An 11,684-nucleotide genomic window follows, 5' to 3' on the forward strand; every position below is an offset into this window, starting at 1 on the left:
CAGCCCGGGTCAGGGCACGACCGCGCAGCCCGGGTCAGGGCGCGGTGACGAAGTCGATCAGGCGCTCCATCGCGTTGATCAGGGGCGTCTCGACGTCGTGGAAACTGTCGACCCGGGAGAGGATCCGTCGCCACATCCCGGCCGGCTCGGCGACCCCGAGAGCCGCGCAGACACCCTCCTTCCACGACTGTCCCGGCGGCACCACCGGCCACTGCCGGATGCCGAGCGCCGCCGGCTTCACGGCCTGCCACACGTCGACGTACGGATGGCCGGTGACCAGCACGTCCGGCGAGCTGACCGCCGCGACGATCCGGCTCTCCTTCGAGCCGGGCACCAAGTGGTCGACGAGCACACCCAACCGCCGTCCCGGGCCGGGGCCGAACTCGCGGACCCGCTCGGCGAGCGCGTCGATGCCGTCCAGCGGCTCCACCACCACGCCCTCGACCCGCAGGTCGTCGCCCCAGATCCGCTCCACAAGCGCGGCGTCGTGCACGCCCTCGACCCAGATCCTGCTGGCCTTGGCCACCTGGGCGCGTACTCCGGCCACCGCGACCGAGCCGGAGGCGGTCCGCCGACGCGGTGCCGGCGCGGCCGAGGGCGCCGGCCGGCGCAGCGTCACCGGCTCGCCGTCGAGCAGGAACGCCGCCGGCAGCAGCGGGAAGTTGCGCCGCCGTCCGTGCCGGTCCTCCAGCACCACCGCGCCGGACTCGAAACCCACCACCGCGCCGCAGAACCCCGAATCGGCGTCCTCCACCACCAGGTCGGGCTCGGCCGCCACCTCGGGTACGACCCTGCGCCGCCGCCAGTCCCCGGCGAGCACGTCGTCGCCGTATCGTCTCCCCATGGTGGCGACGCTAGCCGCCACCGGCCGGCCGCCCGACGTTGACGCGCCGCCGGCTGTCACGTTGACGCGCCACGGGCCGGCACCGAGACAGCCGGCGCGGGAAGCACGTACCCTAACCGCATGTCCCCCGCAACGGGCGCGGCAACTCTCGTGGCGCGCCGGTCCAGCCGCTTCGTGGCCTGGGTACGCGCCTGGCGTGCCGGGCTGGTGCCGTACGACGAGATCGCCGACGAGATCGCCGCCGGTGAGGAACACCTCGTCGCCGACGCCCCGGGCGCCTGGACCGACGTTCCGCTGCGGGACGCGCTCTCCGCCTTCTCCAAGCTCTCGCCCGACGAGATCCGGCTGGTGCTGCCCGCCCCGGGCGACCCGCGCGGGCTGCCCGGCCCCGGCCCGTTCGCCTCGGCGGCCCTGCTCGCCGGTGAGGCGGTGGTGGCCCGGGGGCTGGGCGTGATCCCCGAGGTGCGCACGCACACCAGCGGGTCCGGCGTGACGTTCGAGACGGTGCTGTGGCGGGTCCATCCGCTGCCGGAGAGTGCACCGGCCGCCTCGCTGGCCGGCCCGTGTGCGGCCGAGGCCGAGGCCGAACTCGCGGTCTCCCTGGCGGAGGCGACCGCGGCGCTGACCCGGCTCGACGTCGCGCAGTGGCGCCCGGAGCTGGCCGGGGCGCTCGCGGCGCTGCGCCGGCCCGACAGTGGGATGGACCTGCCGCCCGGCTTCGACCCGCGCTCCCGGCGGCTCTTCGCCCGGGCCAGCGTGCTCGACCAGGTGCTCGCGCTGGCGGAGCACGTCGCGCCCGGCGGTTCGGTCAACGGATACGAGGCCCAGCAGCGCGACGCCGCGCTCCGCCCGCTCACCGCCGCCTGCCGCCGGGCGGTCGTGGCCGCCTGCAACGCCCCGCTCTCCGCCTGAGCGCCCCGGGCCCGGTCCCGGTCCGACGGGACCGTTGCCGGGTGGAATCAGATCTCGTCGATCAGGTCGGCGACCGAGGAGACGATCCGGGACGGCAGGTACGGGTAGCGCTCGGCCTCGGCCCGGGTGCTGATCCCGGTGAGCACCAGCACGGTCTGTAACCCGGCCTCCAGCCCGCAGAGGATGTCGGTGTCCATCCGGTCGCCGATCATCGCGGTCGTCTCGGAGTGCGCGTCGATGGTGTTCAGCGCCGAGCGCATCATCATCGGATTGGGTTTGCCGACGAAGTACGGCTCCACCCCGGTCGCCTTCGATATCATCGCCGCGACCGAGCCGGCGGCCGGCAGCGCGCCCTCGGTGGAAGGGCCGGTCGGATCCGGGTTGGTGCAGATGAACCGGGCCCCGCCGTCGATCAGCCGGACCGCCTTGGTGATCGCCTCGAAGCTGTAGGTCCGGGTCTCGCCCAGCACCACGTAGTCGGGGGCGAAGTCGGTCAGCACGTACCCGACGGCGTGCATCGCGGTGGTCAGCCCGGCCTCGCCGATCACGTACGCCGTGCCGCCGGGGCGCTGGTCGGCCAGGAACTGGGCGGTGGCCAGCGCCGCGGTCCAGATCGCGTGTTCGGGGACGTCGAAGCCCATCCGGTTCAGCCGGGCCTGGAGGTCGCGGGCGGTGTAGATGGAGTTGTTGGTGAGGATCAGGAACGGCTTGCCGGAGGTGCGCAGCGCGCGGACGAAATCGGGCGCGCCCGGCACCGGCTGCCCCTCGTGCACCAGTACCCCGTCCATGTCGGTGAGCCAGCTCTCCACCGGCTTCCTGTCGCTCACGCCGGGCCTCCGGGCCGGGCGGCGAGCGGGGTGTTCTCGCTCATAGCTCTCCTGTGGATGACCGGGGACGCCGGATGTTACCGGTCAGGGGCGCCGGACCGGCTGGCAGCAGCCGGCCGGACAGGTGTCCCAGGCGGGCAGCGTACCCAGCCGGCGTCGCGGGGCCGTGTCCACCGGGTTAAGCCGCTCCGTCACGAGTTCCCGGACCATCGCCACGAACCGTGGATCGGTGCCGGGGGTGGCGGCCCGGACGAAGTCGAGACCGAGCTGCTTGGCGGTCGCCGCCGCCTCGGTGTCGAGGTCCCAGACCACCTCCAGGTGGTCGGAGACGAAACCGATCGGGCTGACCACCACCGAGGTCACCCCCTCGGCCGGCAGCGCCCGCAGGTGGTCGTTGACGTCCGGCTCCAGCCACGGCACCTGCGGCGGGCCGGACCGGCTCTGCCAGACCAGGTCGTAGGGGAGGCCGGGCGCCGCCCGCTCGGCCACCAGCGCGGCGGTCTCGCGGAGCTGTGCCTCGTACCGGCCGCCCGACGGACCGGCGGAGGCGGCCATCGAGACCGGGACCGAGTGGGCGGTGAAGACCAACCGGGTGCTGTCCCGCCGGCCGGGGTCGAGGGTGGCCAGCGCGCTGGCGACCGCGTCCGCGTGCGGCTCGACGAAGCCGGGATGGTCCCAGTACTGCCGCAGCTTGTCGATCCGCGGCGCGTCCGGCCCCACCGCCGCCCGGGCGGTCGCGATGTCCTCCAGATACTGCCGGCAGGACGAGTAGCCGCCGTAGGCGCTGGTCACGAAGCCGAGCGCGGACCGGATCCCGTCGTCGCGCAGCTGACTCACCGTGTCGGCCAGCAGGGGGTGCCAGTTCCGGTTGCCCCAGTACACCGGCAGGTCGAGGTCGTGGGCGGCGAAGTCCGCCCGGATCGCGGCGAGCAGGTCGCGGCACTGCTGGTTGATCGGTGAGACGCCGCCGAAGTGCTGGTAGTGCTCGGCGACCTCGGCCAGCCGGTCCGGCGGCACGTTCCGCCCCCGGGTGACGTTGGTGAGGAAGGGCAGGACGTCGTCGGGCCGTTCCGGCCCGCCGAACGAGATCAGCACCACGGCGTCGTACGACATGCCACCATTCTCCCCGCCGCTCCGAGGTGCTTGCCGGGGGCCCTGATTGGCGGGGGCCCTTCCTATACAAAAAGCGATAAGAAGGGGCCCTTCCTTGCACTACATCGCGGCGCCGAGGGCGTGGTAGCCGCCGTCGACGTGCACGATCTCGCCGGTGGTCGCCGGGAACCAGTCGGAGAGCAGCGCCAGGCAGGCCCGCGCGGCCGGCTCCTGGTCGGTCAGCACCCAGCCCAGCGGCGCCCGCTCGGCCCAGGCGTCCTCGAACTGCTGGAAGCCGGGGATCGACCTCGCCGCCATGGTGCGCAGCGGCCCGGCCGAGACCAGGTTGCTGCGGATCCCCTTCGGGCCCAGGTGCAGCGCCAGGTAGCGGGAGGCGGACTCCAGACCGGCCTTGGCCACCCCCATCCAGTCGTACACCGGCCAGGCCTTGGTGGCGTCGAAGGTGAGCCCGACCACCGCGCCGCCCGGGCTCATCAGCGGCAGCGCGGCGACCGCGAGCGACTTGTAGGAGTACGTCGAGACCTGGACCGCGGTCGCCACGTCCTCCCAGGGCGCGTCCAGGAACCCGCCGCCGAGACAGCTCTGCGGGGCGAAGGCGATCGAGTGGACCACCCCGTCCAGCCCGTCGACGTGCTCGCGTACCCGGTCCGCCAGGCTCGCCAGGTGCGCGGGGTCGGTGACGTCGAGCTCGATCACCGGCGCGGGCTGCGGCAGCCGCTTCGCGATCCGCTCGACCAGGGACATCCGGCCGAAGCCGGTCAGTACCACGGTCGCGCCGTTCTCCTGGGCGAGCTTCGCCACCGAGAACGCGATCGACTGGTCGGTGATGACACCGGTGACGAGCAGCCGCTTGCCGGCCAGCAGTCCAGACACGTGCAGATCCTCCGTTGCCTCGTGGTCCCCGCGTCCCGTGGCCGGTCCCGGGTCCGTCCCGGCCGACCGACGGCGCCTGGGCGATTGTGCCAGTCGGTGCCCCATGCCGAGGCCGGTCGGTGCCCCACGCGGGGGCGGTCGGTGCCCCACGCGGGGGCGGTCGGTGCCCCACGCGGGGGCGGTCAGTGCCCCATGCCGAGGCCGCCGTCGACCGGGATGACCGCACCGGAGACGTAGCCGGCGGCGTCGGAGGCGAGCCAGGCCACCACCCCGGCGACCTCGTCCGGGCCGGCCATCCGGCCGGCCGGGATGGACTTGGCGATTTCCGCCCTGCGCTCCTCGGAGAGCACGGCCGTCATGTCGGTATCGATGAACCCGGGCGCGACGACGTTGGCGGTGATGTTCCGGCCGCCCAGCTCCCGGGTGATCGACCGGGCCACCCCGACCAGACCGGCCTTGCTCGCCGCGTAGTTCACCTGGCCGGCGCCGCCACTCAGCCCGACCACCGAGGAGATGAAGATCATGCGGCCCCACCGGGCCCGGAGCATCTTGGCGGAGGCCCGCTTGGCGCACCGCCAGGCGCCGGTCAGGTTGGCGTCGAGGACGCCGGTGAACTGTTCCTCGGACATCCGCAGCAGCAGCGTGTCGTCGGTCATGCCGGCGTTGGCCACCAGCACCTCGACCGGGCCCAGCTCCGCCTCGACCGCCGAGAAGGCCGCGTCGACCTGGGCGCTGTCGGTGACGTCACACCGTACGCCGAAGAGGTCGGCGGGTGGGCTGCTGCCCCGGTGGGTGACCGCGACCCGGTCGCCCTGCTTGGCGAAGGTCTGCGCGATGGCCAGGCCGATGCCCCGGTTGCCTCCGGTCACCAGCACGGTTCGGGCCACGGGTGTCCTCCTCACGGACGGTACGGATGCTATGCGGTCTGCTGCGCGGTCGGGGCCTCCCGCCCGGGTGGATCCGCCGGTCGGCAGCGCGTTGACGTGCGGTTGGAGACTAGGCGCTACCGGCAGGTAATCCGTAACCCGGGTGCCGCGTGCGCCCCCGGCGCGACCGGGCGCGGCGTGCTACCCGGGTACCCCTCGACTGCTACCCCGGTACTACCGGCCGGCCGCGACGGATCGTCCCGCAGGGGCACGACCGCTGCCCCCCGGACGCCGTACCCTGCCCCTGATGGAGATCGGCCCGGCCGGCACGCTGCGCGGCGCACTGGACGACCTGCGCCGGCTGCTGGTCGGCGCGGACTACCCGCCGTCCCCGCCGGTCGGACCGCCCGGCCGGTGGCGGCGGCGGTGGCACCGGATCCGGCCGCTCCTGACGCCGGTGCTGGTCTTCGCGACGATCGGCCTGACCATCGCCGGCGTACAGCACCTGACGGACGTCCGGGATCTGGCCACACCGGTGGCGATCGTCCTCGGCATCGCCGGGAGCCTGCCGGCCGTGCTGGCCCCGTTCCGCCCCCTGCTCGCCTGGCGGGTCGGCTACCCCCTGCTCTACCTGGGCGTGCTCGACGCGCGGCCGGACGAGGCGTGGCCGTGGAGCCCGGTGCAGATTGTCGCCTTCCTCTTCGTCCTGCTGCTGCTGGCCGGCCGGACCACGCTGGGGATCGCTGCCTGGGCGGGGCTGCTCAGCGTGGTGCCGGCGTACCTGTTCGTGCCGACGGCGGCGAACGCGCACGGCGTCGCCATCCTCTTCACCGCGGTCGTGCTCGTCGGCGATCAGGTACGCCGGCGCCGGCAGAGCCAGCGGGCCCTGGCCGAGCAGGCCGAACGGAGCGAGCTGGAGCAGGCCCGGCGCGCCGTGCTGGAGGAACGCACCCGGATAGCCCGGGAGATGCACGACGTCGTCGCGCACCACATGTCGATGATCGCCGTGCAGGCGGAGACCGCCCCCTACCGGCTGGCCGAGCTGTCCGAGCCGGCCCGCGCCGAGTTCACCGCGATCGCCGGCTCGGCCCGGGAGGCGCTGGCCGACATGCGCCGGCTGCTCGGCGTGCTGCGCAGCGAGGCGGCCGCCGCCCCGGAGACCGCGCCGCAGCCGGGCCTGGCCGACGTGCCGGAGCTGGTGGAGGCGGCCCGCCGGGCGGGCATGGCGGTGACGGTGGCGGCCGGTCCGGAGCCGGCAGCCGGCCGGGCCGTGCCCGAGGCGGTCGGGCTGGCGGCGTACCGGATCGTCCAGGAGGCCCTGGCCAACGCGGCGCGGCACGCCCCCGGCACGGCGGTGCGGGTGTCGGTGGACGCGGACGAGCAGGCCCTGAGGATCGGCGTCTGGAACGACCCGGCGGGCAGGCCCGGCCCTGGCAGGCGGGCGGAGGCCGCCGCTCCGGCCGGGCACGGCCTGACCGGGATGCGGGAGCGGGCCCGGCTGCTCGGCGGCCGGCTCCGCGCCGGACCGACAAGCGACCAGGGGTACGCGGTGACCGCCTACCTCCCCTACGACGGACCGGCGGAGGCGGCCGGATGACGATCCGGGGCCGACGGTACGGAGGTGTGGCCGGATGATCCGGGTGCTGATCGCCGACGACCAGGCGATGGTCCGGCAGGGGTTCGGGGCGCTGCTGGCGGCCCAGCCCGACCTGCTGGTGGTCGGGGACGCGGCCGACGGGCAGGAGGCGGTCGCCGCGGCCCGGCGGCTGGACCCGGACGTGGTGCTGATGGATGTCCGGATGCCGGTGCTGGACGGGCTGGCCGCCACCCGGCAGCTCCTCGGCGACCGGCGGGATTCCGACCGCCCCCGGGTGCTCATCCTGACCACGTTCGACCTCGACGACTACGTCTACGACGCACTCCGGGCCGGAGCCAGCGGCTTCCTGCTCAAGGACGCCCCCGCCGCCGACCTGGTGCACGCGGTACGGGTCGTGGCGGCCGGCGACGCGCTGCTGGCCCCGGCCGTGACCCGCCGGCTGATCGCCGAGTTCGCCGCCCGACCCGGCCGGGACCGCCCCCGGCCCACCAGCCTGGCCGGGCTCACGCCCCGGGAGACCGAGGTGCTGCGGCTCATCGCGCGGGGCCGCTCCAACAGCGAGATCGCCGAGGAGCTGGTGGTCGCCGAGCAGACCGTGAAGACCCACGTCGGGCGGATCCTCGGCAAGCTCGACCTGCGCGACCGGGCCCAGGCGGTGGTGGTCGCGTACGAGTCCGGCCTGGTCACCGCCGGCGACCACCGGTAGGCGTCGGCGCCGTCGCGATCCGCCGCCGGGGCGCCACCGTCGGAACGGCGCGCCGCCGCACTCGTAGCGCCGCCGCACTCGTACGTGGGTAGCCCGGGTAGTACCGGGGTAGGTCGCCGGAAGCCGTTCCGTGGCGTGACGCGCCGGCCCCCTCCCGCCGAGCATCCTCGGCTCGTAGCTGAGCGGAGGGAGATGGGGATGGGCCGGCGGCCGACGATGCGGGGCACGGTGACGACACGGGCTGCGGTGACGACACGGGCTGCGGTGACGACACGGGGTGCGGTGGCGGGACTGCTCGCGCTGGGGTTGGTGGTGCCACCACCCGCCGCGTCGGGCGGGACGGCGGTGGCGCCGGCCGGGTTCGTCGAGGCGTACCCGGCGGTGGCGGCGGCGATGCGCGCGGCCGGGAACCCGTACGCCCACTGGGTCGCCGCCGGCCGCACCTTCCTCGCCTTCGATCCGCGCGGTGACGGGCTCGCCGTCGAGGTGCTCGGCGATCTCCGCACCGCCGACCGGATCGCCGTACTGGTGCCCGGAGTGGACAGCACGCTGCGGGACTTCGACTCCGGGCTGGGCGGGGTACGCCGACGCGCCCCCGCCGTCCAGGCCCGGGCCCTCCACCGGGAGATCCACGCCGCCCGCCCCGGTGCGCACGTCGCGGTGCTGGCCTGGCTCGGCTACGACCCGCCGGACGGGCTGGGCCGGGCGGCCGCCCGCGCGGAGACCGCACAGGCCGGCGCGGTCGCCCTGGTCGAACTTGCCCGGACGCTGGCCCGGCACCGTCCCGACGCGACGATGACGCTGATCGGGCACAGCTACGGCGCGCTGGTGGTCGGGCTGGCCGCGCCCGCGTTGCCCGCCCAGGTGACCGATCTGGTGGCGCTGGCCGGCATCGGGATGGGCGTCGACCGGGTTGCCGGACTGCACACCGGCGCACGGGTCTGGGCCGCCGAGGCCCCGGACGACTGGATCCGACGGCTGCCTCCGGTGCGGCTCTTCGGCTTCGGGCACGGCATCCGGCCGGCCGCGCCGGCGTTCGGGGCCCGGCCGCTTCCGGTCGACGGGGTGACCGGGCACGACGGCTACCTGGCGCCGGGCAGCACGACGCTGCACGCGACGGCCCAGGTCACGCTCGGCGCGACCCGAACGGCAACGGGCGGGTCGGCGGGGGGCGCCCGATGAGCATCCTCGGCCGGAGGCGCGCCGGCAGCGCGCCGGGCCGGCCGGACCGCGGTACGGGCAGCCCGTCCCCGGACGACCGGGACCGGGCGACCGGCGGGCAGCGGCGGGAGACCGACGGGCGGGACCGGGGTATCGACGGGCTGCGGGCGTACGCGATCGGTGGTGTCGTCGTCGGACACTGGCTGGTCACCGCCCTGGTCCTCGGCGCGGACGGCGCGTTGCGCACGGCGAGTCCGCTGGCCGCCATGCCGGCGCTCGCTCCGGCGACCTGGCTCCTCCAGACGCTCGGGCTCTTCTTCTTCGTCAGCGGGTACGCCTCGGCCCGGTCGCTCGGCTCGGCAACCGCCCGCGGTCTCACCCCGGCCCGGTGGCTGCGTCGGCGCCTCGGCCGGCTGGGGCGGCCGGTGCTGTTGCTCCTCGGCGGCTGGCTGGTGGTGCTTACCTCTGCCGCCCTGCTCGGCACACCGGCGGCCACCCTGCGGACCGCCGTCACGCTGGTGGTCAGTCCACTGTGGTTCCTACTGCCGTTGGTGGCGCTGGTCGCGTCGACCGGCCCACTGGCCCGGGCACTGCACCGGTACGGACCGCTCCGGCTGGCGGCGCTGGTGGTGACGTTGGTCACGCTGAGCGACCTGGCCGGGTGGGGCGTCGACCCGTCGGACTGGCCGGTGCCGCTGCCCGGGGACGGGGCGTGGCGGGTACCGGTGGCGGTGCTGGCGGCCTGGCTGCTGCCGTACCTGCTCGGGATGGCGCTCGCCGGTGGTCGGCTCGGCGGCCGGTCCACCGCCGTCGGGCTGCTCCTGGGCGGAGCCGCCGGCATGGCCGGCCTGGCACTCGCCGGGTATCCGACCAGTGCGGTGGGGGTGCCCGGGGAGGGAATGTCCAACCTCGACCCGCCGTCCCTCTTCGCGGTCTGCCTGGCATCCGCCCAGGTCGGCGCCGCGTTGCTGGTCCGACCGGTGCTGGCCGGCGCGCTGGCCCGGCCGCGCCGGTGGGCGGTGGTACGCCGGCTCAACCGCGTCGCGATCAGCGTCTATCTCTGGCACCAGAGCATCCTGCTCGGGGTCACCGCGCTGGTCGCGCTCGCCACCGGGCTGGCCGGTGCCGGTGCCGTACCCGGGCTGCACACGGCGCCGGACGGACCCGGCTGGCTCGCTGCCCGGCTGGTCTGGCTCCCGGTGTTCGCTCTGGTCCTGACCGTGCTGCTCGGACGCGGACGGCGGCGGGCCCGGAGCGACCCGGAGCCCGCGTGACGTCCGCCCCCGGTGACCGCGCCGGAGTCGGCGGGCCGACAGTCGACACCACACCGCCGGCTGCGGCCGCTCCACCGCCCCGGTGTAGGATGGTTCAGGTTCCAGGTCCGGTCGACAGATGGAGGTGATCGCTGTGCGAGATAGCGATCCTCCCAGTCGTGGCCGGGCCTCTGGTCAGTCCGCCTGAGCCGTGACGTCTCCCGCCGACTGACCCAGTTCCCGCTCCACACCGCACCCCGGCCCCACTCCGGCCTCGCTCCGGCAGTGCCGGTCCCGGTCGTGCGTGCCGACGGCTGTCGCCGAGCCGATCGCGTGGAGTGCCCGGTCACGACTTCGTGTGCGCGTCCGCTGATCCCCGAAGACCCATCCCGTCCGGCCCTGCGCCGGCCCGGGACGTCTCAGTCGCCACCCGGAGAGCAGAATCATGCAGCGTTACGTCGCCCCGCTGGGCTTCACCCTCGCCGCGGCCTGGGTCGTGGTGCTCTTCATCCTGGTCCGCGCGACCCCGTGAGGGCCGCCCGGCACGCCGAGGGACGCCGCGCCCGTCGCTTCGTCGGCGCGGCCGGACACGGTCCAGCTAATACTCCAACGTCACTTGATCTTTCGGCTGGTGGAGTGGCCGAGTCTGCGCTGGTAGTGGGATCGTCGCGCTCGGGCTCGGGAGACGCCACTCCGTGTGGGGCCCGGTGGCGCCACCGGGCCCCCTTGCCCGATAGTGGGAGTCATGAGGTGGTTGCGGCGCTCCCGCCCTGCCTACGCGGTCCGCGGTGTCGAGCCGCAGCGCAGCAGCGACGGTTGGGACGTCTTCCCCGGCGACGCTCTGGCCGGGCTCCCCGCAGTTGCCGAGGCCGCCGCGCGCCTGCCGCAGGACCCCGTGCTGGAGGATCTGCCGGACTATCTGTCGGTCGCCACGAGAGACGGCCGGGAGTGGACCCTTGGCTTCGACGACGGCATGCTCATCGTCTTCGACCTGTCACATCCCGGCACTGACGTCTTCGAGCAGGTGCTGAAGGCCGCGCCGTGGACCGAGTCGGTCGAACGCGTCGACCGCGAGGTCTTTCTGTTCACCACGACCGGGGTACTCACCGCCGACGTGGTGCTGGCGCACTGCGTCGACGTCTGCGGCGAGGTCTTCCGCAGGCTCGGCGGTTCGTCGCCGACTTAGCATTCCACGTCACCTGATCTTTCGGTTGGTGGAGTGGTCGAGTCTGCGCTGGTAGTGGGATGCTCGGGCTCGGGATGTTCGTCGCCAGATCGACCAGTGCAGGGTGTGCGCTGGTGGGAGTGGTTGGGTGAGGATGAAGGCGTTGAGGAGTCGGCGGATCTCGGCGACGGTCAACGCGATGATCTCCGGGCCGGTGTCGGGTTGCTGCGCGGCGAGGATGGTCAGGACGGCCAGGGCGAGCATGGCCAGGGTGATGAACCGGTGCCAGCCGGTCCAGCCGCGGACCTGGTAGTGGTCCAGGCCGACCTGGCCTTTGCCGGTCTGGAACCACACCCTTCCTCGGCCT

General features: G+C 74.4%; 11 protein-coding genes and 1 pseudogene. 6 read left to right on the forward strand and 6 right to left on the reverse strand.

What is annotated here, in order from left to right; translation table 11 throughout:
• Window positions 1-34: 34 nt before the first annotated feature.
• Entirely contained in the window at window positions 35-844 is an 810-nt protein-coding gene (locus ACN27G_RS18515) for a DUF3097 domain-containing protein (protein ID WP_421494050.1), read from the reverse strand.
• A 120-nt stretch (window positions 845-964) separates the two neighbouring features.
• Here ACN27G_RS18515 and ACN27G_RS18520 point away from each other — a divergent pair, with 120 nt between their 5' ends.
• Entirely contained in the window at window positions 965-1,756 is a 792-nt protein-coding gene (locus tag ACN27G_RS18520; RefSeq protein ID WP_421494051.1) for a hypothetical protein, read from the forward strand.
• A gap of 47 nt (window positions 1,757-1,803) precedes the next feature.
• Here ACN27G_RS18520 and ACN27G_RS18525 read toward each other — a convergent pair whose 3' ends face one another.
• The 4 genes from ACN27G_RS18525 to fabG all read right to left on the reverse strand — a co-directional run bounded on the left by ACN27G_RS18525 (window position 1,804) and on the right by fabG (window position 5,456).
• Entirely contained in the window at window positions 1,804-2,583 is a 780-nt protein-coding gene (locus ACN27G_RS18525; protein ID WP_421494052.1) for an HAD-IIA family hydrolase, read from the reverse strand.
• Window positions 2,584-2,667: 84 nt separating this feature from the next.
• Window positions 2,668-3,696 (reverse strand): ferrochelatase, encoded by a 1,029-nt coding sequence (locus ACN27G_RS18530; RefSeq protein WP_421494053.1) that lies wholly within the window; start codon window positions 3,694-3,696, stop codon window positions 2,668-2,670.
• Between the two features lie 99 nt (window positions 3,697-3,795).
• The gene (gene fabI, locus ACN27G_RS18535; protein ID WP_421494054.1) at window positions 3,796-4,569 is read right to left on the reverse strand and encodes an enoyl-ACP reductase FabI; all 774 of its coding nucleotides are present in this window, start codon (window positions 4,567-4,569) and stop codon (window positions 3,796-3,798) included.
• A 182-nt stretch (window positions 4,570-4,751) separates the two neighbouring features.
• The gene (gene fabG, locus ACN27G_RS18540) at window positions 4,752-5,456 is read right to left on the reverse strand and encodes a 3-oxoacyl-ACP reductase FabG (protein WP_421494055.1); all 705 of its coding nucleotides are present in this window, start codon (window positions 5,454-5,456) and stop codon (window positions 4,752-4,754) included.
• A gap of 286 nt (window positions 5,457-5,742) precedes the next feature.
• Between fabG and ACN27G_RS18545 the strand changes: the two genes are divergently transcribed.
• The 5 genes from ACN27G_RS18545 (at window position 5,743) to ACN27G_RS18565 (ending at window position 11,338) form a co-directional block, all read left to right on the forward strand.
• Window positions 5,743-7,032: a sensor histidine kinase gene (locus ACN27G_RS18545; protein ID WP_421494056.1), complete on the forward strand. Its 1,290-nt coding sequence runs from the start codon at window positions 5,743-5,745 to the stop codon at window positions 7,030-7,032.
• A 34-nt stretch (window positions 7,033-7,066) separates the two neighbouring features.
• Window positions 7,067-7,738 (forward strand): response regulator, encoded by a 672-nt coding sequence (locus ACN27G_RS18550; protein WP_421494057.1) that lies wholly within the window; start codon window positions 7,067-7,069, stop codon window positions 7,736-7,738.
• 264 nt (window positions 7,739-8,002) lie between these two features.
• Window positions 8,003-8,920, forward strand: coding sequence for an alpha/beta hydrolase (locus tag ACN27G_RS18555; RefSeq protein WP_421494058.1), 918 nt, complete (start codon window positions 8,003-8,005; stop codon window positions 8,918-8,920).
• A complete protein-coding gene (locus tag ACN27G_RS18560; RefSeq protein ID WP_421494059.1) occupies window positions 8,917-10,173 on the forward strand; it encodes an acyltransferase family protein in 1,257 nt (418 codons plus the stop codon). The genes ACN27G_RS18555 and ACN27G_RS18560 overlap by 4 nt, the downstream gene beginning before the upstream one ends.
• Window positions 10,174-10,897: 724 nt before the next feature.
• Window positions 10,898-11,338: a hypothetical protein gene (locus tag ACN27G_RS18565; protein WP_421494060.1), complete on the forward strand. Its 441-nt coding sequence runs from the start codon at window positions 10,898-10,900 to the stop codon at window positions 11,336-11,338.
• Window positions 11,339-11,347: 9 nt separating this feature from the next.
• On the opposite strand, the pseudogene ACN27G_RS18570 reads toward ACN27G_RS18565, so the two are convergent.
• Window positions 11,348-11,665 (reverse strand): annotated as a pseudogene (locus ACN27G_RS18570) (IS701 family transposase); the annotation flags it as partial.
• Window positions 11,666-11,684 lie beyond the last annotated feature (19 nt).

Origin of the sequence: Plantactinospora sp. WMMB334 (genome assembly GCF_049179095.1) — a bacterium.
Taxonomy (GTDB): domain Bacteria; phylum Actinomycetota; class Actinomycetes; order Mycobacteriales; family Micromonosporaceae; genus Plantactinospora.